At 46.3% G+C, this 23,555-nt stretch carries 18 protein-coding genes and 1 tRNA gene; 8 read left to right on the top strand and 11 right to left on the bottom strand.

Annotated features, from left to right (window positions below; translation table 11 throughout):
* Positions 1-240: 240 nt before the first annotated feature.
* The 6 genes from I3255_RS12660 to I3255_RS12685 all read left to right on the top strand — a co-directional run bounded on the left by I3255_RS12660 (position 241) and on the right by I3255_RS12685 (position 7,892).
* Positions 241-774 (top strand): DUF2058 domain-containing protein, encoded by a 534-nt coding sequence (locus tag I3255_RS12660; protein WP_238039140.1) that lies wholly within the window; start codon positions 241-243, stop codon positions 772-774.
* A 349-nt stretch (positions 775-1,123) separates the two neighbouring features.
* Entirely contained in the window at positions 1,124-3,325 is a 2,202-nt protein-coding gene (locus I3255_RS12665; RefSeq protein WP_238039141.1) for a bifunctional TVP38/TMEM64 family protein/FAD-dependent oxidoreductase, read from the top strand.
* A gap of 115 nt (positions 3,326-3,440) precedes the next feature.
* Positions 3,441-4,739, top strand: a complete 1,299-nt coding sequence (locus tag I3255_RS12670) for an ABC transporter substrate-binding protein (protein ID WP_238039142.1) — start codon at positions 3,441-3,443, stop codon at positions 4,737-4,739.
* Complete coding sequence (locus tag I3255_RS12675) at positions 4,736-6,499, top strand: ABC transporter permease subunit (RefSeq protein WP_238039143.1); 1,764 nt, start codon at positions 4,736-4,738, stop codon at positions 6,497-6,499. The genes I3255_RS12670 and I3255_RS12675 overlap by 4 nt, the downstream gene beginning before the upstream one ends.
* A gap of 84 nt (positions 6,500-6,583) precedes the next feature.
* The gene (locus I3255_RS12680; RefSeq protein ID WP_238039144.1) at positions 6,584-7,228 is read left to right on the top strand and encodes an ATP-binding cassette domain-containing protein; all 645 of its coding nucleotides are present in this window, start codon (positions 6,584-6,586) and stop codon (positions 7,226-7,228) included.
* A 37-nt stretch (positions 7,229-7,265) separates the two neighbouring features.
* Entirely contained in the window at positions 7,266-7,892 is a 627-nt protein-coding gene (locus I3255_RS12685) for a CDP-alcohol phosphatidyltransferase family protein (protein WP_238039145.1), read from the top strand.
* A gap of 28 nt (positions 7,893-7,920) precedes the next feature.
* Here I3255_RS12685 and I3255_RS12690 read toward each other — a convergent pair whose 3' ends face one another.
* From I3255_RS12690 to speB, 8 genes are all read right to left on the bottom strand, one after another.
* Positions 7,921-8,532 carry a TetR/AcrR family transcriptional regulator gene (locus tag I3255_RS12690; protein ID WP_238039146.1) on the bottom strand — a complete coding sequence of 204 codons (612 nt, stop codon included), beginning with the start codon at positions 8,530-8,532 and terminating at the stop codon, positions 7,921-7,923.
* Between the two features lie 219 nt (positions 8,533-8,751).
* A complete protein-coding gene (locus I3255_RS12695) occupies positions 8,752-10,281 on the bottom strand; it encodes an aldehyde dehydrogenase family protein (RefSeq protein WP_238039147.1) in 1,530 nt (509 codons plus the stop codon).
* Between the two features lie 144 nt (positions 10,282-10,425).
* Positions 10,426-11,829, bottom strand: a complete 1,404-nt coding sequence (locus I3255_RS12700; RefSeq protein ID WP_238039148.1) for a YjiH family protein — start codon at positions 11,827-11,829, stop codon at positions 10,426-10,428.
* 135 nt (positions 11,830-11,964) lie between these two features.
* Complete coding sequence (locus I3255_RS12705) at positions 11,965-13,701, bottom strand: 5-guanidino-2-oxopentanoate decarboxylase (protein WP_238039149.1); 1,737 nt, start codon at positions 13,699-13,701, stop codon at positions 11,965-11,967.
* Between the two features lie 124 nt (positions 13,702-13,825).
* A complete protein-coding gene (locus tag I3255_RS12710) occupies positions 13,826-14,569 on the bottom strand; it encodes an MBL fold metallo-hydrolase (RefSeq protein ID WP_238039150.1) in 744 nt (247 codons plus the stop codon).
* The gene (locus I3255_RS12715) at positions 14,566-15,348 is read right to left on the bottom strand and encodes a carbon-nitrogen hydrolase family protein (protein ID WP_238039151.1); all 783 of its coding nucleotides are present in this window, start codon (positions 15,346-15,348) and stop codon (positions 14,566-14,568) included. The genes I3255_RS12710 and I3255_RS12715 overlap by 4 nt, the downstream gene beginning before the upstream one ends.
* The gene (locus I3255_RS12720) at positions 15,345-16,691 is read right to left on the bottom strand and encodes a cytosine permease (protein ID WP_238039152.1); all 1,347 of its coding nucleotides are present in this window, start codon (positions 16,689-16,691) and stop codon (positions 15,345-15,347) included. The genes I3255_RS12715 and I3255_RS12720 overlap by 4 nt, the downstream gene beginning before the upstream one ends.
* Before the next feature lie 137 nt (positions 16,692-16,828).
* Positions 16,829-17,797 (bottom strand): agmatinase, encoded by a 969-nt coding sequence (gene speB, locus I3255_RS12725; protein ID WP_101205270.1) that lies wholly within the window; start codon positions 17,795-17,797, stop codon positions 16,829-16,831.
* Between the two features lie 237 nt (positions 17,798-18,034).
* Here speB and I3255_RS12730 point away from each other — a divergent pair, with 237 nt between their 5' ends.
* The gene (locus tag I3255_RS12730) at positions 18,035-18,937 is read left to right on the top strand and encodes a LysR family transcriptional regulator (protein ID WP_238039153.1); all 903 of its coding nucleotides are present in this window, start codon (positions 18,035-18,037) and stop codon (positions 18,935-18,937) included.
* A gap of 14 nt (positions 18,938-18,951) precedes the next feature.
* Here I3255_RS12730 and I3255_RS12735 read toward each other — a convergent pair whose 3' ends face one another.
* The 3 genes from I3255_RS12735 to I3255_RS12745 form a co-directional block, all read right to left on the bottom strand.
* Positions 18,952-20,745 (bottom strand): potassium/proton antiporter, encoded by a 1,794-nt coding sequence (locus tag I3255_RS12735; RefSeq protein WP_238039154.1) that lies wholly within the window; start codon positions 20,743-20,745, stop codon positions 18,952-18,954.
* 206 nt (positions 20,746-20,951) lie between these two features.
* On the bottom strand, positions 20,952-21,287 hold the full coding sequence (locus I3255_RS12740; RefSeq protein WP_238039155.1) for a GlpM family protein: 336 nt from the start codon (positions 21,285-21,287) through the stop codon (positions 20,952-20,954).
* Between the two features lie 194 nt (positions 21,288-21,481).
* Positions 21,482-23,152: a thiamine pyrophosphate-binding protein gene (locus tag I3255_RS12745; RefSeq protein WP_238039156.1), complete on the bottom strand. Its 1,671-nt coding sequence runs from the start codon at positions 23,150-23,152 to the stop codon at positions 21,482-21,484.
* 253 nt (positions 23,153-23,405) lie between these two features.
* Between I3255_RS12745 and I3255_RS12750 the strand changes: the two genes are divergently transcribed.
* Positions 23,406-23,480 (top strand) — tRNA-Gly (locus I3255_RS12750).
* Positions 23,481-23,555: the final 75 nt, after the last annotated feature.

Below are 23,555 nucleotides of genomic sequence, written 5' to 3' on the forward strand. Positions count from 1 at the left end.
TCCCTTAATTTGATGATACCCAATTTGGTCGGCTTCATCCAGCGATGTACACGCTTTTGTAAAATCACAAACGTACTAGCACTACGATTCTATATGGTTTACAAGAATATTGTCTTAACACCCTGATGAACTCTAGTCATTGTCTAACCACAAGCGTTAGTAAAGTTTGCTACAATAGCTCTTTTAGTATTTATGATTCAGTATTTAAGACTTACGTATCGTTATTTAGGTGATTGAATTATGGCAAAGAATGCCCTACAGGCTCAACTATTAAAGGCTGGATTGGTCGATAGTAAAAAAGCCAAAAAAATCAGCAAGCAAACGCAGCATGCCAAGCGTATTGGCGACTCAGAGAGTTTAGAGACCAAAAAAGCGTTGGCAGAGGCTCAAGCGCAAAAGCTTGAGAAAGACCAAAAGCTCAATCAGCAAAAACAGCAAGCTTTAGAAGAAAAGGCGCTGAAGGCTAACATCATTCAAATGATTAAGCAGCATCAGATAGCCGATACGGATGGTGACGTTAGCTATCAATTCGTCGATGCATCCAAAGTGAAAAAAATCTCAATCACTCAAAAGCTATACGATCAAATCGTAGCAGGTCATGTCGTAATTGCACGCTTAGAGGACAGCTACGCGTTACTGCCGCGCCCACTGGCAGATCGTATCGATACAAAAATGGAAGGGTTTATAGTGGTATCCAACGATACCGCTGAAGACACGCCAGAAGAAGATGATCCTTACGCCGCTTATGTGATTCCAGACGATTTGATGTGGTAATCACTCGTCTGACTACTCAGACAAGCATTCAGTCAAAACCCCTTCATAGAGCAACCATTCTATGAGGGGGTTTTGCTATCTGCGGTTTAATAGACAATTTATTATGAAAACTATCAGGCAGTTAATGACAGAGAACGCTTAAGCGTGGTGCCTCTCATTCTACTTTATCGGATGGATAGCGCTTTTAATTGAACAGTCACTCAACATTCAGTACAATATAATCCTACTCAATGAAATAAATGACCGTTAGACTCAATATAATATTTACGATCACGCAAGAACTCGTGCTTCAACCATATCGCCACAACCTCGAAGCTCTCCTCCGCTCTCTGACTTAGCCGGAAAAATCATGATTAAAAGAATATCCTTAATACTATTAATATTGATCCTAGCGGCAAGTTTTTTTTATTTTGATCTCAATCAATTATTGACGCTTGAGGGATTAAAAGGGTCGATGGCGCAGTTTGATGCGTATAAAGCCCAGTCGCCATTATTGGTTATCGGTGGTTTCTTCTTACTCTATGTGGTCGTCACTGCGCTCTCCTTACCTGGCGCAACTATTTTGACGTTGGCAGCAGGAGCACTGTTTGGTTTGGTGCAGGGCTTACTTATTGCGTCGTTTGCGTCCAGTATCGGCGCAACGCTTGCTTTTTTGACGTCACGTTACCTGCTGCGCGACACCATCAAGCAGCGCTTCCCTGAGCGGCTGGCAGCGATCGATAAAGGCGTTAAAAAAGAAGGCGCGTTCTATTTATTTACCCTTCGACTGGTACCGATATTTCCGTTCTTTTTGATTAATCTGTTGATGGGCGTCACTGCCATCAAGTCGTGGACTTACTACTGGGTCAGCCAAGTCGGCATGCTCGCTGGTACGTTTGTCTTCGTCAATGCAGGAACACAATTGGCACAGGTTGAGAGTCTATCAGGCATTTTATCGTTCGACTTGATTGTCTCGTTTGCGTTATTGGGCTTGTTCCCCTTAATCGCAAAAGGAGTGTTGAATATGTTTAAGAAGCGCCGCGCCTACAAAAATTATAACAAGCCAAAAAAATTCGACCGCAATATGATCGTCATCGGCGCAGGTGCTGGCGGCCTTGTCACCAGTTACATCGCAGCGACTGTCAGAGCAAAAGTCACGCTCATCGAAGCGGGCGAGATGGGCGGCGACTGCTTGAACTACGGCTGTGTCCCGAGTAAAGCCATTATCAAAAGTGCAAAAGTCGCAGAGCAGATGCGCACGGCTGAGCGTTACGGTTTGGAGAACACCGCGCCGCAGTTCTCGTTTAAAAAAATCATAGCGCGTGTACACGACGTTATCGCTGAGATTGCACCGCACGATAGTGTCGAGCGCTACACTGATCTGGGCGTTGAAGTCCTAAAAGGGTATGCCAAACTGATTGATCCTTGGACGGTTGAAGTGGCGCTCAATGATGGCAGCACACAAACGCTCACGGCACGCACGATTGTGCTTGCCACTGGCGCACGGCCCTTTATCCCGCCACTTCCAGGTATTGAAGAGACAGGTTATGTCACCAGCGATACTTTGTGGGATAAATTTGCAACGCTTGACGAGACGCCCAAAAAGCTCGTCGTGCTTGGGGGCGGCCCTATTGGCTCTGAGCTGGCGCAAGCATTTGCGCGTTTAGGCTCAAATGTCACGCAAATCGAGCGCGGCACGCGTCTTATGAAAAAAGAAGATGAGGAAGTGTCTAAGTTTGCCCAAAAATCACTAGAAGCCAGCGGCGTCACGGTTTTGACATCACACCAAGCATTACGCTGCGAGAACCGTGATGGCAAAAAGTACATTATCGTTCAGCAGCTGAGTAATGACGATCAAAGTGGTCAGCAAAAAGGCCTACAAGAAAATCTGCAACCAGAAATAGCACTTGAGTACGATGAGCTACTGTGTGCAGTCGGTCGTAGCGCCCGTCTTGAAGGTTATGGACTTGAAGCGCTAGGCATCGAAACAGATCGTACGGTGGTCACCAATGAATATCTGGAGACGCTATATCCTAATATTTATGCAGCCGGCGATATCGTTGGGCCCTATCAGTTTACGCACGTGGCGTCGCATCAAGGTTGGTACGCTGCCGTCAATGGCTTGTTTGGTCACTTTAAGAAATTCAAAGTCGATTACCGAGTGATTCCATGGACGACTTTTATTGATCCAGAAGTCGCTCGCGTGGGTCTGAACGAGCAAGAAGCTATCGACAAAGGGATTGATTTTGAAGTGACGCGTTATGACTTTAAAGAGCTAGATCGTGCGATTACTGATAGCGCCGCCAAAGGCTTTATCAAAGTCATCACCCCTAAAGGCAAAGACAAAATCCTAGGGGTGACGATAGTAGCTGAGCATGCTGGCGATTTGATGAGCGAGTTTGTACTGGCGATGAAACATGGCTTGGGACTGAATAAAATACTGGGTACGATTCATACCTATCCGACATGGGCGGAAGGTAATAAATATGTTGCTGGCGAATGGAAACGCAACCACGCCCCTGAAACCGTATTAGACTGGTTAGAGAAATATCACACATGGCGTCGTGGTTAGGCAGTTACCGATAAATAACCTCCTGACTTGCAGAACAAGCCTAAAACAGCCAAGTTAAGCTGGTAGCCATTTTTTACTAGCTTAACTAAAATATCTCAGTACAACGGACGCTTGAATGGACGCTATCTCCTCTTTACCGATGCTAAGACGCATTAAGCAATATAGTATTTATGCGATGGTGCTTGGCATTTGTGTTGGTATTTCTGCCAGTACCGCATCAACCAACAATGCCACTAGTGACCAAACGCTATCGCCATGGCAACAGATAGAGGCGCAAGGTAAGAACCAAGACGTTTATTTTTATGCGTGGGGCGGTGACCCGCAGATCAATGCTTATCTACAGTGGGCGGCCAAGCAAGTTGATGATAAATATAATATTAACTTGGTTCATGTCAAATTAAGCGATACCAGTGAAGCAGTCAGCCGTGTACTCGCGGAAAAGGCAGCCAACAATAACGATCAGGGCAGTGTTGATTTGGTATGGATCAATGGCGCTAATTTTGCCATCATGAGTGAAAACTCATTGTTATTCAAGCAATGGGCAAATAAACTGCCGAATTTTTCATTGACTGACCCCGACAATAATCCGACAGTCAATTATGATTTTGGTGTACCAACTGAGGGTATGGAAGCCCCTTGGGGACAGGCATCATTAACCTTTTATTATGACAGTCTCTCTGTCAACACACCGCCGACTACCCTCAATGAACTCACCACTTGGGCAGCACAGAATCCTGGACGCTTTAGCTACCCAAAGCCGCCTGACTTTTTGGGTATGAGCTTTTTAAAATATGCCTTGGTCATCCTTCATGAGCAGCACGATGCTGACACGGGCGAGAATACCAAAGCACAATTGAACCTGCCTGCCACTGAACAAAATACCGCGCTCGTACTAGATCCGCTATGGGCATTTTTAGATGACTTTCACCCAACGCTGTGGCGTGATGGCGAGCAGTTTGTACAGACAGGGGCGCAGATGCGCCGTTTGGTCGATGATACTGAGCTGAGCTTGGCCTTTACCTTCTCAGCGCCTGAAGTGCCTGCCGCCGTCCAGCGGTTTGATCTACCCAAAAGCATACGCAGTTATGCGATGAGTGATGGTAGCTTAAGTAATACGCACTTTGTCGCTATCCCCTATAACGCAAGCCACCCACAAGCCGCGCAGCTGGTCGCTAACTTTTTGATGAGTCCAGAGGCGCAGGCGCACAAGCAAACTCCTGCCGTGTGGGGTGACAAAACGGTACTGGTTCAGACGACGCTCAGTCCTGAGCAGCAAGCACTGTTTGATAGTAAGCAAACACACCCAAGCGCTCTGCCCTTTGACAGCATCACACGCATAGTGAGTGAGCCGCACCCAAGCTGGGTAGATGCTATTATGCAAGGTTGGCAAATGCGTTACGGGGTCAGCCCATGAGTCAGGGTTTTGACAAAATAGCAAAGACGCAAGCGCGCGCCCATCCTATTGTCCTTGAACAAACAGACTGGTTTACACGTATTGTGTCTTTGAGTCCAAAACTCTTGGTTATGATACTGATACTCCCTGTACTGGGCGGTTTGATCGGTGTGATATTGCCTGCTTTTGGCTGGGTGCCTGCGCTCGATAGAACCACGCTCAACTTACAAGGGTTTATTGAGCTTTGGCAAACGCCAGGACTCACTAGAATGGCCGCCTTGAGCGTTGCTACTGGACTCATCAGCACCCTACTTGCTTTTATTCTCGCACTGATGATATTGGCAGCCTTTTTTAACAGCGTCTGGCTACAACGTATTGAGCATTTACTAAGCCCTATCTTAGTCATTCCTCATGCTGCAGCCGCCATTGCGGTAGGGTTTTTGATTGCGCCGTCTGGGATGTTTGCACGGCTCATCTCTCCGTGGCTCAGCGGCTGGGCGTTGGCACCAAACGGTATATTGCCACATGACCCTTATGGCATCAGTATCATATTGGGTTTGACGCTAAAAGAGCTCCCATTTCTGTTATTAATGGCATTGGGCGCGTTAGCACAGCCTGAGCTTGGCAAAAAGCTACGACAGCAATATAAAGTTGCACTCAATCTCGGTTACTACCCGATCACTGCTTTTTTTAAGGCGGTATTGCCTCTGTTATACCCTTTTTTACGTTTGCCCATATTGGCGGTGCTCGCTTATGCCAGTGCGAGCGTCGAGATGCCATTGATACTCGGTCCTAACACCCCGCCCACGCTCTCCGTCTCTATCATGAATTGGTTTAATGATGTGGATTTGACCTTGCGTATAAAGGCCTCTGCTGGGGCACTATTGCAGCTAGCATTGACGGCAGGACTGGTCGCTTTTTGGTTAGGCAGTGAAAAAGTCATCAAAGCGTGCGGCAGTGCTTCTTTGATAAATGGCAAACGCCGATATGCGGATACGGCATGGCAGAAAATCACTGGTGCTCTTACGGTATTTGTCATCGGTTTTATGCTGCTCTCGCTTATCGGTCTGGCATTATGGTCTATCGCTGGCTATTGGCGATTCCCAGCGATGCTACCAGAGCAACTTGTCTGGCTGCATTTTAATAGTGCCTTTGCACAGATAAATACGCCACTTTTTAATACCCTAACTATCGGTCTTGTCAGCACTGCGTTTGCGATTGTACTTGCCCTCTTATGTTTAGAAGCCGAGCAATTGCGTGCGAAACATCTATCAAACTTGACCAGTTTGATTATTTACTTACCGCTACTGGTGCCAGGCATCGCTTTTTTGTTTGGCTTGGTGTGGATGCAGCAATTGCTCAATTACCAATCAGCATTTTTCAATGTTGCCTTTGCGCATGTATTATTTGTCCTACCTTATGTGTTTTTGTCACTTGCCAGTAGCTATCGACGTCTAGATCCTCGCTTTGCCCATGTGGCAGCCAGCCTAGGTGCAGCACCAATTAAGGTGTTCTTTCGAATCAAATTACCGCAGTTATTTGCCCCTATTTTGATTGCTATCGCACTTGGTTTGGCGATTAGCTTTGGTCAGTATCTACCAACCCTATTGGTAGGCGGCGGTCGTATCGCCACAATAACGACAGAAGCAGTCACACTCGCGAACGGTGCCAGTAGGCGTACCAGTGCCGTTTATGCCATCATACAAATGGTGCTGCCACTCATTGGTTTTATACTGGCTTGGATATTGCCAAAGTTATTTTTTAGAAGTAGCACTCGTTAGCAGTCTGATCGTTAATAAAAACGGTCACCAAAAATATCAACCATACAAATACCAGTCGTTAAAAATGCAAATAAAGGGTTCTCAATGTCATCAACTTTACAGATAAAAGACTTGCAGTTGTTTCGTCAAAACAAGCGATTACTCAGTATGGATGAGCATATCGCTGGTGGCGACATACTTACCGTAATGGGGCCTTCTGGTAGCGGCAAGTCAAGTTTACTGAACTGGCTGACGGGGTCACTATCTAAGGATTTTACGGTAACTGGTACGGTATGGCTAAACGATCAAGACATCACTCACCTGCCAGCGCACATGCGCGGTATTGGCGTGATGTATCAAGATGCGCTGCTGTTCTCGCATTTGACAGTGGCGGGCAATATTGCTTTTGCGATGCCAAAAGACAATAAAAATGGTGGTAAGAAACAGCGGCTCGAAAAAATAGAGCACGCGTTAGCACAAGTAGGTTTAGCAGGTATGGGAGATCGGCATCCTGATAGCTTATCAGGTGGTCAACAAGCACGCGTGGCACTACTACGAACCTTACTTGGCGCGCCCAAAGCCATACTACTTGATGAGCCCTTTAGCAAGCTTGATACCCAGCTGAGAAAAGATACGCGCCAGCTGGTGTTTGAACAAATACAGACGTACAAGCTCCCTGCTATCATGGTGACACATGACCATAGCGATGCCGAAGCAGCAGGCGGCAAAGTCATTCATTTAGACCGATAGTTTTGAACATTAAATCGAAATACAAAAGGCAGATCGCATGCTAGACAAATTTCTTACGCCTGTTATCAAGCCGATACTCAATCCTGTCGTTGTGGTCTTGCACAAACGCGGTGTCACTGCAGATCAGCTGACAGTCACTGGGTTCTTGATTGGGATGCTAGCATTGCCACTCATTGCCTTTGCGCTGTGGTATGGCGCACTAGCAGCCATTATCGTGAATCGACTCTTTGATGGTCTCGATGGCGCATTGGCACGTCATGCGCAGCAAAGCTCCAGCGCAGGTGGCTACTTGGATATTACGCTCGACTTTTTATTTTATGCAGCGGTGCCACTTGGGTTTATTTTGGCCAATCCTGAGCAAAATGCTATTGCAGGCGCGCTATTGCTAGCAGCGTTCATAGGAACTGGTTCGAGCTTTTTAGCATTCGCGATTGCCGCTGAAAAGCTTCAACTGGATAAGCTTCAATTCAAATATAAAAGCTTTTATTATCTCAATGGTCTCACAGAAGGCACCGAAACCATCGCGCTATTTATCGCTTTTTGCATTTGGCCACAGCATTTTGTACTGCTCGCTGGTATCTTTGCCACTGCTTGCGCGATTACGATCTTTACCCGTATACATGGCGGCTATCATACTCTCAAGCAGTTAGAGATGTCACAGTGATACAGTGATACAGAGATATAGTCCACTGCTAGGCTTTTACTAAATGCTCGAGGCGCAGTGCTTCTATAGAGGATGCCATATCTTCAGCAAGGTCATGTACTGTCGAGCTCTCGACATCACGCTGTGCGAAGGCGCGCAGCCCCATGACCTCCGCCTGTAGTCGTCGCCCAAGTCTGACCGCATCCAGTTGACTGTCTATCTCACCTATCTGCTGCGCCTTTTTGAAGCACTCTATAAAGCGCGTCTCCATCCCTGATAGTAGCATCTCAACTTTATCTAGTGCCGCCTGCTCACGAGCGCCCAGCTCTAATAAGCTTTTGACCAGCATACAAGCACGGCTTGGCAATGCTTTATCACGAATACCGCCCAGCTGCCTGATATAAGCAGCTAAACCTGATAAAGGTGTCTGGTGATGACTTAATACACGTTCAAGCTCGGTCAGTCCTAGACGGGCGTAGTATTCTAGCGCCTCTTGGAACAGGCCATCTTTACTACCGAAAGCGGCATAAATGCTCCCTGGACGCATATCGAGCGCTTGTTCAATGTCTTTTAATGAGGTGGCATGAAAGCCCTTTTGCCAAAAAAGCTGTAAAGCTCGCTCCAAAGCATCTTGACGATTATAGAGTGCACTGCGTGACATACTATGCCCCATGTAAAAAGCCGTGACCTCATATAAAAATGAGCACGGCGATAAAATTTGAATGATTGCTCAATTTTATCCTTAATAGGCGCTTCAGTAAAGTGAATACAGGAAAATAGACTGGGTCATAAAATAGAGAACGATCATGACGCTAACTATCAATAACGATATTAACAGCTAGGTACGAGGTTCTAAAACAGCTGATAAAACTGCAAGCATTTAATCAGCCAGCAGTACATGCTTACTCTTTTGATAAGCGGATAAGCCATCGACGCCCAGCTCGCGTCCGATACCGCTTTGCTTGAATCCGCCCCAGCCTGCTTCTGGCAATACAATTTGCTGCTCGTTAATCCAAAGGTGACCTGCTTGAATTTGCAGTGCCATCTCAAGTGCTGCTGTTTCATCAGCGCTCACAATGGTTGCTGCTAAGGCAAACTTGCTGTCGTTAGCTAAGCGAATGGCCTCTGCATTGTCGGTAAAAGTTATACTGACCAACACCGGGGCAAATACTTCTTCCATCCATAATTGGCTGGTTGTTGGCACGTCTGTATAAATGGTTGGCGATACAAAGTAACCTGCACCGTCAATTACCTCGCCACCCGTTAAGCATGTGAGCTGTTCGGTCGTGGCGATATCAAAGTAATTTTTGACTTGGCCTAGTTGCTGCGCGCTGACCAGTGGACCCATTTGTGTATCAGCATCAAAGCCATCACCAATTTTTAGACTTGTCGTTTTTGCTTTTAAGGTCGCAAATAGTGGTTCGGCAATACTTTGATGGACAATTAGCCGTGAAGTTGCCGAGCATATTTGGCCAGCATTGGTGAATATGCCGGCGATGATCAAGTCACAAGCATGGTCGATATCGGCATCTGCACATACCACGATGGCAGATTTGCCGCCCAGCTCTAGGCTGATGTCTTTAACGCTTTTAGCCGCTTGACTCATGACCTTTTCACCGACCACATTACTACCGGTAAAAGAGACTTTATCAATCAGCGGATGACTGGTCATAACAGCACCTACCTCGGCAGCACCCGGCAAAATATTCACCACGCCTTTTGGCAATCCTATCTCAGACAATATATTGCCGAGCATTAACTCTGGTAATAATGTTACCTCAGACGGTTTTAATAGCACGGTACAACCTGCCGCTAACGCAGGTGCTAGCTTCCAAGCCGTCGTCACCATCGGAAAGTTCCAAGGCGTAATCAACGCACAAACACCAACAGGCGCATAGGTCTTTAGCAAGCGTATACCTGACTCAAGCGTGGACACCTCAGACCACGTTGCTTGATCGCTTATCAAATTAGCATAATAACGATAGCAAGCGATAGCGTCTCCCACATCTATCTTTGCTTCCTCAATTGGCTTACCATTATTTAACACAGACAGGCCAACCAACTTATCGAATTGCTGCTCCATAGACGCTGCAATCGCGCTTAGATAACGGGCGCGCTCGCTAACATCAGTCTGCGACCAGCTGCTATAAGCCTCAGAGGCAGCTCTGACCGCCATGTCTACATGAGCACTGGTACACAAGCGCGTCGTTGCAATTATCTCTCCTGAGTTGGGGTCATATAGGGCATGATTATTTGTATGATCAAAACTTGCGTTATCAGAGTCAGTCTCAGGCGCTTCAATCTCAATCCAGTCGCCATTGATATAGGCAGCATTTAATACGACTTCACTTTGAGCCGTTTGTGTTGCGCCTTTTCTGGTTAAGCTTGTAGCGTTCGTCAATTCCACCATGGTTAATTGCCTTATATTTTTTGATAAAATTTTATTTATTTGCATAGCACGCACAACGTAATTGATGAAATAATCGGTTTATCTGACGACAGAAAAACCCATTATTTTTTTACGTTATATGCTTTGTTGATATCAAACGTATGGCTAATAAAGCAGATGCGCGACTGACGTAATCACCACCAAACTGATAAGCGTACGAAGTATAAAAATCCCAAACAGCTCTAATATATTAAGTTTGATGTTTGATTTCAAAATCAGCGCACCGACTTCAGACATATAGATAATCTGAGTAATTGAGGCGGCACCCACGATGAAGCGTGTCATTTCACTCTCGATGCTTTTACCGACCAGCGCTGGCAAGTACATATCTGCAAAGCCCATAATCATGGCAGGTGCAGCCTTTGCCGCCTCTGGAATCTGTAACCATTCAAGCAATGGCACAAGTGGTGTCGCGAGCCAATTAAAGACAGGCGTGTACTCTGCTAAGCCCAAGCCAATCGTACCGATGGCAAAGACAACTGGAATCAGTCCAAAGTAAATATCAAACAAATTACCCACGCTACGTTTGAACACATAACCCAAGCTTGGCATAGAGTGTGCGCGAGTGACGGCGCGATTGACCGCCCATTGGTAAGTGGTATACCCAGCAGGAATACCTTCGTCTAGCATGCTTTTGCCTGAGTGATAGGTGTCAGGCTTCATTGACAGTGGCGGTATACGCGGCATGATGATCGCAGCGATAAATCCAGTCAGCGCAATGGTCAGATAAAAATAGACAAAGTTATTGTCCACACCAATGGTTTTGGCAACCACATAGGTAAAGGCAATGGAAGTCACTGAAAAGGTGGTGGCAATGATGGCTGCTTCACGCTGACTGTAGAAACTCTTGTCATACTGCTGCATGGTGACTAGCAAACCGATAGACGCGGCTCCAAACCAAGAAGACATCGCATCAACGGCAGAGCGTCCTGGCAGTTTGAACAGCTTGACAAATATCTTACTGGCTAATGTGCCCAAAAACTCCATGAGGCCAAAGTCTGTCAAAAATGGCAGCGATAAAATAGCAAAGAAAAACAACGGAATCAGAATGGGGATCAAATCTTCAAAAATGACGCCGCCCGTATTGCGATTAATAATAAACTCAGGGCCGACTTGCAGATAAATCATCCAAACAAACACCATACCTAACAAACGCGTGGTGAGCCAAAACCAATCAACATCAAAGAGATTCTTTATCAGTGAGCCTTCAGCCAAATTGGGTTTTAACACCTTGACTGCTAGTGCCCCAAGACAGGAAATAGTCACGATCGCCATGGTGATATAGACCACAAAACCACCCAATATTGCTTGTAACGTATCAGTCAATACGCCCAATAAAATGGTGACCTTACCATCCCACTGAAACGGTATGATAAATAGCGCAATACCCAATGCTGAAAATAGCAGAAACTTCCACATTGACGCTCGCCACTGCCCTGCCTGCGGTGTGTTTGGATCGACATCGTTTCCTAAAATCGGCTGCTGCGATTTATCAATAGCATTCGTCATTTACCTTCTCCTTAATGGGTGGTGATCGCCAGTTTTTCCGTTTTTTATCTGACCAATCGCGAGGTTTGCTCTAATGGACATTTTTCCTTGAGCGACCCGCGTTTATAGTCCTTTGAGCATTGTTTATGAGTACCGTTAACTAAAATAGGTAACCGTCTCACCCATCTCTTTGAGAAAGTCATCCGCTTCATCAATCTCATAAATGATCGGTTGCTTGCCTGTCGTGTCTGTTTTTAGCGCCTCTAGCAATTGCTGCTTATCCGTAATTCTGCGATACCCTGCCCCAAACCCTGCGGCTAATGGTTCAAAGTTTGGCGTTTTAATATTGACGCCGATCAGTGGCAGACCGCCCTCTTCCATATAACGACGAATCTCGCCATAACCTTGGTTGTTCCACAGCAGTACAATCAATGGCAGTTCAAGCTCGGCGGCACAAATAAGCTCAGCTATGGTAAATTGAATACCACCATCCCCAATTAAGCTAACAACAGGCAAGTTCGAGCCAATCATGGCACCAATAGCAGCAGGCAAACCATAACCTAGCGTGCCAAAGCCTGTTGAGGAGTTGAACCATTTACGCGTCGCCAATGCTTCAAAGCCAAGGTTGCCACTATAGACAGGCTGCGTTGAGTCACCAACAAAGATGACGCCTTCCACTTCATCTCGAATCAGTTTTAGCAAGGCATTTTGGCCCGCAAAGTCTGGGGTTATATCCTTTAAAAGAGCTTGTTTTGCCTCGTTCACTCGTGACAATGCCTGATGATCAAATGCCTGCCCGTTTAATACCTGACCTTCTAAACGCCTGCATAGACCACTGATAGCCATCTGCGCGTCAGACAATACCGCGATATCTGCTCGAAACGGACGCTGTAACTGCTGGGCATCGCAGTCGATACGCACCAGTGTGCCATTGATTTTGAACTCGCCATTAAAGAACACATCGTAATCGGTCTCGCCAAGCTCCGTACCAATGGCGAGCACCCAATCTGCCTCTGTAATTACGGCTCGGCCTGCATCTAACGACTGATTACTACCCAAACTCAACGGATGAGCAGGTGGTAGTAGCCCTTTGGCATTGATGGTCAAAAACGTGGGCGCATCGATCAGCTCTGCCAGTTTTTGCGCATCGTGATCGACATCGACACAGCCACCGCCGTAAAGCAGCACTGGGTTTTTTGCGGTTTTTAATGACTCGATAATCAGATCCAACTGCGCAGGGTTTGGCAGTGGTCTCATCACTTGTGGTGGGATTAAGCTGTTCTTGTCAGCTTGGCTATTAGCCATATCTTTTAAGTTAGGTGGTTTGGAAACATGGCTGGCATCAGCGGTGATGACATCAATCGGCAGCTGAATATGAACTGGCCCTGGACGCGCACCATTAAATAAGGCGAACGCTTCTGCGATAACTTTGGGTAATGACTCAGGCTGCCAGATGGTTTTGCTTGCGAGCGCCACCTTACTGACCATGCCTTGCTGATCATGCAGCTCATGCAAGTGCCCCTCTCTACTTCCCGTATCTTTGATTTTATTGACGCTAGAGATTACTAACATCGGTATCGAGTCAGCCAATGCCTGCGCCATCGCTGTCATGATATTGGTCATACCAGGGCCTGTGATGATGAAGCACACACCGATCTTGCCAGAGGCACGATAATAGCCATCAGCCATGAACCCAGCGCCTTGCTCATGACGCGGAGTCACATGGCGAATACTAGTATTGGGTAGACCGCGATATAGCTCTACGGTATGGACCCCCGGTATGCCAAAAACCGTCTCTACTCCATAGTATTCTAGCCACTGGACGAGCAACTCACCACAGGTCAGAGGCGAGGCATCAAATGATATAGAAGGCGTTTGGGTCAATTGGGTCATGGGGTAATCATCCTAAAAATTTTAATCAGTGTTGGGTTAGGTATTTTATTTAGCGTCGTTATTTTTTTAGTAGCTATTTATGTTGAATAGCCATTTTTTTTAGATTCTAGCTAAATGCGATCAATCACAAATTATGATGGCGTAACCAGTCATCAATTATCACGTGCAGACGCTCGCCTGAAAAACTGGGGAAATGACCGCCATGGACGACACGTACAGGCAACGCATTGAGACGGCGCATACTCTTAGCATAGTCAGTCATGTCACTATGCCATGTATCTTCGATCAATGGACCGTCATAGATAAGATCGCCCGAGATCAGCGTTTCGCTAGCAGCTTCCCACAAGGCAATGCCGCCTGGTGAGTGGCCTGGCGTATGAATCACTTCAAATTGACGATTACCCAAGTCAATCATGTCACCATCTTCTAATGGCATAATTTTGGCAGGTGCTGCGATTTTGTAGCCGCAATGAGCGTAAGGCTCGGGCGGTAGCGCGTCAAACATCTCATCATTGACGAACATATCTGCCAACGTACGAGCATTGTCTGGTTCAGCGAGAATATGGGCTTCAGCAGAATGGACGTGACAGCAGTCAAACTCGCTCGCAGCGCCAATGTGATCAAAATGGGTATGACTGGCAACGCCAACGATATCGCGATCAGCAAGCAGAGCCACGTGACGACGCAGCGGTACTGCCCCTAATCCGAAATCGACTAATAAATCGCGCTGGCTGCCGCGCACGTGCCACAGATTGCAGCGAAAAAACGGCTTGATCCACGGCTCATCAATGAGCGTAATACCATCGCTATGCGCGGTAGTGCGATACCAGTTCTTTGGCTTGATACGCGCTAATAATTGTTCGCTCATAAGTCAGCTCCATCAGAAATTTGTAAATCTTTGAGATAATCTTGGTGCGTACGGCTTTCATCAATACGGGCAAGATCGATATCAACGATCATCGTGCCAGCCGCTACACCAAGTCTGCCGAGTACCTCACCATCGGGGCCAGCAACGATGCTATTGCCACAGTACTGAAGATTATCTTCCTCACCCGAACGATTGATACAAGCGACAAAGCATTGATTGTCCATGGCGCGAGCGCGTATTTGGAGCACCTGACGCTCTGAATTTGGTAGCATATTGGCCGTCGGTGACAGGATGATTTGTGCCCCTGCTTGCGCCAGCTCCCTTGCCACTTCTGGGAACTCATTGTCATAACAAATCATCAAACCCAATTTGCCAAATCGCGTATCGACGATGCAGGACTTTTTACCTGCTGTAAAAAACTGATGTTCGCGATCCCATAAGTAACGCTTATCATAAGTCGCAAGATGCTTGCCGTTGTCATCTATTAATATGGCAACGTTACTCAGCTCACCATGGGATCGGCGTTCAGCAAGCCCAAATAACACATGTAAATTGTACTGACTAGCAAGTCTCGCCACCTCAGTGACAATGGGGCCATCGATCGCTTCCGCTAAATCATCAAGGCGCTCAAATATGTTGTAGCCTGTGAAAGCCAACTCCGGCAGTGCAATCAGATCTACTTTTGCTTCTGCTGCGAGACGGCAGAGCGACTCTAACGCCTCTAGGTTGGCGACTGGTTCAGCCCATAAAGGATTGGTTTGAGCGATCATCAGTTTCATAACGATGGCTCCTCTTGAGCTGGAGTGACAGCATCACTCTGACGGGTAAACACCGTCGCACCTAACCAGTAGAGACCGCCCGTGATGATAAATACGGGTAATGATGCACCGAACGACGGCGGCGCGATCAGAGTCCAGTAAGCTGCTAGAGCTGCGCCAATCACGTAAGCTGCAATCGCAATCTTTGCAGTAGGACGTCCCAATTGATGCGTCGCATCAAGCAGTTTTGCGGTATAGCCTTCTTTACTAACAAGGTAATAATCGACAATCATAACGGAGAATGCGGGGATAAATAGCGCGCCTACGATCAGTAGGAAATTTTGAAACTGATCTAAGATACCCGGAATTAGCGCGCCAAAAATAGTGACCAGACCAATGATAAGAGCAGGTTTCCAAAAGCTCATATTAGGTTTGATGTTCATACAAGATAGCGTTGCGCTATAGACTGCCATGACATTGGTGGTCATGACCGAGAAGAAAATAACCAAGGCAGCTGGCAAACCAAAACCAAAGTCAGCAAGCAGACGCGTCGGATCATAAGTCTGCTCCAGCCCGTACATGATAGAGAGCCCTGAGATAGTCGCACCTAAACCCATGGCAACGATGGCTGCCACAATGTAACCAAAATAAGTGCCCCATATGGCAACTTTTGGCGATTTGCAATTGCGATTGTAATCAGCAGCCGAAGACATCCACGAAAACGCAGTAGCAATGACGATATCAAAGGCGATACCTAAAGTAATACCATTACGCGACTCAACGGGCATCTCAAACAGTGTTGAAACATCGTAATGTTGGTTTAGCTGATAGAGGACTATAACGGTAAGCGCCGCCATTGCCAATGCGGCCCAACGTTCGACAAGCTCAATACCGAGGTGACCACGTAACACGATAAGAACCACAACGGTCTCGCACAAAATCACAAACAGCGGCAGGTTGCTATAGCCTGTAGTAGCTTCAATCGCGTAATCAAGACTCATACCAGCCAGCAGCGCTTGAATACAACTCCATGCAATCAGCACACCCATATTCACTAACGAAATCAACTGACTACCAACTGGGCCATAAGCACGGCGCGTCAGTGCCATCGAAGGCAAACCTGTGCGCTGCCCCATTAGACCAACCAATAGCAGCGGAATTGCCCCGATTAATGAGCCAATAAGCACGGTGGTGATAGCCGTAGTAAACCGTAAATCAGGTACGAGTAACATGCCTGTTAAGATAGTCGTCACCACGATATTGGCACCGAACCAAAGCGCAAATGTACCAATCGAACCTAGACTATGCCCAACCTCATTTGGAGAGAGCGTGTCTTGACCAAAAAATGAAGAGGATTTACTCATTGGGGTCTTCCTTAACCGAATTATATTCATACCAGCAACTCAATACACTGGTCACCATCTCATCAGGCTGCTATCCCTGATATACCGCATTGGGATAACTGCTCTATGCGCCAACCCTAGCCAATAATTGGCTGAGATTAGTAAACCGCTTTGACCTTATCGTCATAGCGTACGCCTGGTAAGATACATAGCATCTCAAACAGTAAGTTCGCAGCCAGTACAGAGGTGTTGCCAAATGGATCATATGGTGGTGATACTTCAACCAAGTCACCACCGACCACATCAAGACCGCGCATGCCGCGAATGATTTCGATACCTTGAGTGGATGTCAGACCACCGATCTCAGCCGTCCCCGTACCAGGCGCAAATGCAGGGTCAATTCCATCAATATCGAAACTTAGATAAACAGGGCCATCGCCTAGCTTTTCGCGTACTTCTGCCATGAGCGGCGTCAGCGACTTATACCAGCACTCTTCTGCCGGTACCACGCGAAACCCTTGCTGGGTTGACCAATCAAATTCTTCGGCGCTATAGCCTGTACCCCGCAGACCAATCTGCACCACGCGATTACCATCGATGAGGTTCTCTTCGACAGCGCGGCGGAACGGTGTGCCATGGGCGATTTTTTCGCCAAACATATCATCGTTGATATCAGCGTGAGCATCGATGTGCACCATACCGACAGGGCCATGTTTTTTGGCGAGTGCCCGCAGGATAGGCAGTGCGATGGTATGGTCGCCGCCCAACGTTAAAGGAATTGCGCCATGTTTGACGATTTTATCGGTATAGAATTTTTCGATGATATCGACGCTTTTTAGCAGGTTAAACGTATTGATGGGTACATCGCCGATATCAGCGACTTGCAATGACTCAAATGGCGCGGCACGCGTCGCCACGTTGTAAGGACGAATCATTCTTGACTCATCACGAATTTGTCTAGGCCCCAATCTGGCACCGCTACGGTTGGATGCACCAATATCTAAAGGTACGCCAACGAACGCCACATCTAACCCTTCAGCATCGGCTTGCGTTGGCAGACGCATCATAGAAGCGAAACCGCCAAATCTTGGCATATCATTGCCACTTAATGGTTGATTGAATGTCATAAATTAATTCCCTATTTGATTTATATACACAATTTGCTACATACAATTGACAATACATAAATATAAGGGAAGGAACCATGGTAAAATTTAGAAGTAAACTTCTGATTTTTCGTAGTAAACTCGTTTTATCAGTTATTACCAGAAGTTTAAGAGAAACACTACTGCTTGATAAAGTAGGTTTAATTGATACAGTAATTTGTTGCGATAGCACGTTATTGCGAAAGTAAGGGACCGGGTATGATATTAGATGAGCTGATAAAAATAGACATAAAAACGTTACGTAGCTTTATGGCTATCGTGGAGTGTCAAGGCGTGACTGCTGCTCAGTCACGTTTGAATGTCACGACCTCGGTGATTAGTGGACATTTGACTCACTTAGAAGACCGCTTGGGCATGACACTCTGCCATCGCGGTCGAGCAGGTTTTAAGCTGACAGAGGATGGCGCGGCTGTCTATGAGGCATGTCTGGGCTTTACCGAATCGGTCGCGAGTTTTCAACATCAGCTGCACTATATTAAGCAATTAGACTCAGTACACGGCGGGCATATTAGGCTTTGCTTGATTGATCAGATGCCCAAGTTTTTTTACGATGCGCTTAGACAACGTCTTGCTAGCAGCTACCGAGAAAACCCTTTAATACACTTTTCTATCGATGTACAAAGCCCTGAGAGCATGCTAGAAAAGCTCGTTAGCAACGAGAGTGACATTGGTGTGGGTTATTTTGGTAGCTTTCCGCCATTACTCACTTTTAAGCCAGCATTTGTTGAAAAGCAAGTAGTCTGCTGCGGACGCGAGCATAAGCTATTTTATAACTCAGAAGGATTGACTTTTGAGGATTTAGAGCAGAATTATCCGTGGATAAAAAGGGGCTATGTGGTCGAGCATCATATCAATCATATCCGACCAAAAACCCTAAGTGCCACCACTTATCACATGGAGGCAACTGCGCAGCTTATCCTTGCCGGCCACCATGTGGGGTACTTACCGCGTGATTTGGCGAGACGTTACGAGGGTATGGGATTGATGAAAATACTCCTACCCAATGAAGCAAGCTACGACGTCGAGCATCACTGGGCATATCGAGAAAATCAACCTAAACAAGCGGCCGACTTTTTAAATAAGATGATGAACTTACTATAAAGAAAATACGAATATCACTGCACTGCTACGGACGGTTGTTGATGCTTGAGACCAATGCTTCTAAGCTTACCTTTTTCGCCTACTTCTTTGATAACCAGTGACCACTCATCGTTCACCACAACTGTATCGCCTGAAACGGGTGCGGTACCTAAATGTGAGGTCACATACTCAGCGACCGTCTGCTCCCACATATCTTTGGTACTGTCTGCTTCGGTCGTTTTCAGCGTTTTTACCAAAGGTTTGGCGACCATGGCTTCTGAAAAAAATGGCAAATCTCCAAGTTTGACACTGGGTGACAGCAGCCATTCACCATAAAAATCATCGATAGCCTTACGATCTAACGTTGTATCATTAAAAATTTTGGCAATTTTACTGGCATAATTACCTCGCATGGCGTACCAGACGCTATCACCAAATTTTATTTTCGTACTCTCATCGACGACGACAATTTGTTGTCCCCGTACCAACGCAAATACGCTGATTTCATCAGGGCTAATGCCTTTTGAGATTCCCATAGGATGACGGCCAATAGCAAATGCACCTGATTGCGCCTCAAACTCATACAAAGTAATGCTCGCTTTATCTGACACCCAAACCTCATGTTCTTCTTTAGGATCTTTATTGGTCGGAATACGTACCTTGAATAAGTTTGCCATGGTAGGAATGGTCGTGCCTTGCAGTATCAACGACAATACCACAACGCCAAATGCAATATCAAACAGCATAAAGGCGTTATCTATCCCCGCCATGACGGGCAAAATGGCAAGGGTAATAGGCACGGCACCGCGCAAACCAACCCAAGAGATAAACCCAATCTCTCGGTCTTTAAATTTAAATGGTTTGACGCTGGTATAGACCGCGATAGGACGGGCAACAAAGATCATAAAGAACGCTATCGCCACCGAATAATACCAGACATTAAGGACATTTGATGGGGTGACCAGTAGACCCAATACCACAAACAATACTGCTTGCGACAGCCAAGCGAAGCTGTCCATCACGCGCATGACATGCTCGGTTGATCGTACTTTATGATTACCTATCAGCACCCCTGTCAGATACACCGCCAAAAACCCACTACCGCCAACCAAATTGGTTGCAGCAAATACGGCTAAGCCAGCGGAAAGTATCAAAATGGCGTACATGCCCTCTGCCAGATGTATCTTGGGCAACAGCCGAGATAGCAAATAACCAAAGAGTAAGCCCATCCCTAATCCAAAACTGAGCTGTTGGAACAGTAATACCAAAAAGCCAAATGCTGTCTGACCAGCAGGGTCGACGTTTAGGGCAATCAAACCCGTTACTAATAAAATGGCTAAGGGATCGTTGGCACCAGATTCTAATTCAAGCGTGGCTTGGACGCGGTCGTTGAGCTTGACCCCGCCATTACGTAGTAGAGAGAATACAGCGGCCGCATCGGTTGAGCCCACAATCGCAGCCATCAACAGGCCAAAACGCCAGTCGACATCGAGCAACCAAGTAACGAATACCCCGAGCACCAGTACCGTGACCAACACGCCCCAAGTAGCCAAAGTAATCGCAGGTTTTAAACCGACCCGAAACGACTTAAAAGACGTGCGTAAACCACCATCTAATAGGATACAAGCCAGCGCGGCTTGACCCACAAAATTGGCCAGCCCATATTGAGAAAACTCAATACCCAAGATACCCTGCTCGCCTGCCAACATACCGACGATCAAAAACAGCAATAGCAAGGGCACACCCAAACGCGCTGATAATGTACTCGCCATAATACTAGCGAAAATAAGTACTGCCCCTACGAGGTATAGGATATTCAAGGTATCCATTTTTTAAAGCCCTGTTTTTATCATTGTTATATTAATATGTGGTGACGCGTAATAGTAATCGATTGCCAAAATATTTGCGTTATCCCACTGTGAGCAAACATCACTGCTAGACAGCCCTAGATCATGAGCCTTCTGCTTGCCTATCTACACCTCCTCTATCTTATCGAGCACACCTATTCTCACAGAGTGCTCTCTATCATAAAACTCTACGTCTGAATATACTGCCATGCTAATACCAAAATTGCCGCTGCAATCAGCCAAGCGACAACGCCTAACAACAGTGCTTTATATAAGCTCATATAACTGATGCTAAAAAATACCACCAAGGTATAAATCAAATGTGGTATAACGCCCAGCATACTAAATATCAAGGCAACCCTTAAATCAGTAGGACTGCGCTCAGTACCAACAATGAAGTGACTGATGAGCGTAAACGTGGGGAAAAGAGGTGCAAGCGCCGCCAGATAAAAAAATCGCGTTTGTGCAAATAATTGAATTGCCAATACCATCAAAGCGCCAATGAGCATTTTTAGCCAGATCATGATGGATCACTCTCCTATTGAGTATGACGGGCGGAACACAACCCAATCTGCCATCATACTAAAGTCTATGAACGGACATAAGAGAAATATTGGCTTAGTTGATAGTTATCACAGAAGCACATGAAAAAACCCCATCTAACAATGATGTTAAATGGGGTTATCAACACTAATTATGAATGCTGTAAGTGTATTACTTAATCACCTTTTGGCTTCAGCGCGGCACTGATATCGGCCAACAGTGGCGGGATATCATGCTTGTCGGCGATGACCTCTATCATTACTAGCTTATCGGTAGTCGCGGCAGCTTTGTTTAAAGCCGCTTTTAGCTCGCCTGCTGTTTCTGCTTTGAGCAATACACTGTTTGCTTCGGTGGCGCCAAACGCTTTTGGCATGATCTGCCAATCGCATTTAGGAATATCGTTGTAGTATTGATTTTCGCCATGAATGGCGCGCTCCACCGTATAACCATCGTTATTGATTAGGACGATGACTGGATTAATACGCTCTTGAATCATGACCGCCAATTCTTGGATAGTAAGCAGTGCTGAACCATCACCAATCAATAAAACACTGCGCTTATCTGGTGAGGCAATCGCAGCGCCTAAGCTGGCTGGTAATGTATAGCCAATTGAGCCCCACATCGGTTGCCCATATGAGGTCACGCCTTCTGGCAGACGCACATCACTGATGCCAAAGTATGCTGTTCCTTGCTCAGAGAACACTAGGTTATTACGATCTAAGCAATCAGCAATGATATGCCATAGGTCATCTTGGCGGATAGCCTCACTGTCTTTACCTTTTTGTTCGTGCGGCTTAATTTCTTCACAGAAAGGTTTTGGTACGATATTAATGCCAGAGGTCATCACTTCATGCAGGGCTTGCAACGCATCTTTTAGCGCAATCGGTGCAAAATTCTTACCACTGATAGAAGCACGCTCATAATGTAAATCTACGACCACATCTTCATTGATATCTTGGCTAAACCCTGCGGTAGTAGTGTCAGTATATTGCACCCCTACTTTGATCAGACATTCGCAGTTTTCTACCGCGTCTTTGACAATGGGACGCGAAGCCACACCTGCATAAGTGCCTGCCCAGCGCTCGCTATTTTCATCAAGCAGCGTTTTTCCCCACGATAGCGTGGTATAAGGAATGTCTGTATCGGCAATCAGTGCTTTGAGCTGTGACTGCAACCCCAAACGATGCACCATCAAATCTGCCATGAGCGTCGTGGTTTTGTTTGGCAAAAACTCTGTTAGCGCTTGCTTGAAATCTGCTAGTGCCGCTTGACTGGTGATGTCTTCTTGGCTATCAACCAGCTTGGTCGTTGGCGGATAAATAGGCTGACGCGCAACGTCTGGTGAGAGCAGCAGATAACCTGGACGATGCTTTTTGAGAATCAAGCGAATGACTCTATCAATTTCTGAGGCGGCGTTTTCAGGAGTAAGCTGCGCTCGTGCTACCGTCACGGGCTCAACCATCTTAATAAAATGATTAAATACGCCATCGCCAAGCGAATGATGAATACGGCGTTTTGAATCTTGCAAAGCTGTACTTGGTGCACCTACGATATGCAATACAGGCGCGTACTCGGCAAAAGAACCTGCCGTTGCATTAATCGCTGATAGTTCGCCTACACCAAAGGTCGTCACCATAGCAGCAAACCCACGCTCGCGTGCATAACCATCGGCCGCATAGCCAGCATTTAGCTCATTGGTATTGCCCACCCAGCGCAGCTTATCAGAGGCCAAGACATTGTCCAAAAAGGTTAAGTTAAAATCGCCCGGTACGCCGAATATCTCAGAGGCACCCGCTTCTGCGACACGATCAAACAAATAATCAGCGATGGTATACTGTTGACTCATTTTTTATCCTTATAACTTATCTTCGTAAGTGTTGATAATTGTGAATATGATTAAATCATAATGTGCATCCCAGCTTATTTATGTATGCAAAGCTTTTGGAATACATATTATAATGAACCGTTATAACATACATTTGTAGATAGAAGACATGCCTATTTTAATAACTTTAACTTTTTTTGTCATAGGTGTTGACACATAAAAAAAACTGCGTATAATACGCCTTCATCAACTGACGATAGTTAATTGATAATTAGCGGGAATAGCTCAGTGGTAGAGCATAACCTTGCCAAGGTTGGGGTCGAGAGTTCGAATCTCTTTTCCCGCTCCAAATACTTAAAAAGCCTCACTTAACAGTGAGGCTTTTTTTTGTCTAATTTTCGGGGTTTGTAGAAGATTTATCGAA

The sequence above is a fragment of the Psychrobacter sp. Ps6 genome (genome assembly GCF_022129235.1).
In the GTDB taxonomy this organism is placed as follows: domain Bacteria; phylum Pseudomonadota; class Gammaproteobacteria; order Pseudomonadales; family Moraxellaceae; genus Psychrobacter.

Bases quoted from the DNA above. Each gene is read 5' to 3' on its own strand.
- I3255_RS12660 (WP_238039140.1), top strand. From the start codon at position 241: ATGGCAAAGAATGCCCTACAGGCTCAACTATTAAAGGCTGGATTGGTC.
- I3255_RS12665 (WP_238039141.1), top strand. From the start codon at position 1,124: ATGATTAAAAGAATATCCTTAATACTATTAATATTGATCCTAGCGGCA.
- I3255_RS12670 (WP_238039142.1), top strand. From the start codon at position 3,441: ATGGACGCTATCTCCTCTTTACCGATGCTAAGACGCATTAAGCAATAT.
- I3255_RS12675 (WP_238039143.1), top strand. From the start codon at position 4,736: ATGAGTCAGGGTTTTGACAAAATAGCAAAGACGCAAGCGCGCGCCCAT.
- I3255_RS12680 (WP_238039144.1), top strand. From the start codon at position 6,584: ATGTCATCAACTTTACAGATAAAAGACTTGCAGTTGTTTCGTCAAAAC.
- I3255_RS12685 (WP_238039145.1), top strand. From the start codon at position 7,266: ATGCTAGACAAATTTCTTACGCCTGTTATCAAGCCGATACTCAATCCT.
- I3255_RS12690 (WP_238039146.1), bottom strand. From the start codon at position 8,532: ATGTCACGCAGTGCACTCTATAATCGTCAAGATGCTTTGGAGCGAGCT.
- I3255_RS12695 (WP_238039147.1), bottom strand. From the start codon at position 10,281: ATGGTGGAATTGACGAACGCTACAAGCTTAACCAGAAAAGGCGCAACA.
- I3255_RS12700 (WP_238039148.1), bottom strand. From the start codon at position 11,829: ATGACGAATGCTATTGATAAATCGCAGCAGCCGATTTTAGGAAACGAT.
- I3255_RS12705 (WP_238039149.1), bottom strand. From the start codon at position 13,701: ATGACCCAATTGACCCAAACGCCTTCTATATCATTTGATGCCTCGCCT.
- I3255_RS12710 (WP_238039150.1), bottom strand. From the start codon at position 14,569: ATGAGCGAACAATTATTAGCGCGTATCAAGCCAAAGAACTGGTATCGC.
- I3255_RS12715 (WP_238039151.1), bottom strand. From the start codon at position 15,348: ATGAAACTGATGATCGCTCAAACCAATCCTTTATGGGCTGAACCAGTC.
- I3255_RS12720 (WP_238039152.1), bottom strand. From the start codon at position 16,691: ATGAGTAAATCCTCTTCATTTTTTGGTCAAGACACGCTCTCTCCAAAT.
- speB (WP_101205270.1), bottom strand. From the start codon at position 17,797: ATGACATTCAATCAACCATTAAGTGGCAATGATATGCCAAGATTTGGC.
- I3255_RS12730 (WP_238039153.1), top strand. From the start codon at position 18,035: ATGATATTAGATGAGCTGATAAAAATAGACATAAAAACGTTACGTAGC.
- I3255_RS12735 (WP_238039154.1), bottom strand. From the start codon at position 20,745: ATGGATACCTTGAATATCCTATACCTCGTAGGGGCAGTACTTATTTTC.
- I3255_RS12740 (WP_238039155.1), bottom strand. From the start codon at position 21,287: ATGATCTGGCTAAAAATGCTCATTGGCGCTTTGATGGTATTGGCAATT.
- I3255_RS12745 (WP_238039156.1), bottom strand. From the start codon at position 23,152: ATGAGTCAACAGTATACCATCGCTGATTATTTGTTTGATCGTGTCGCA.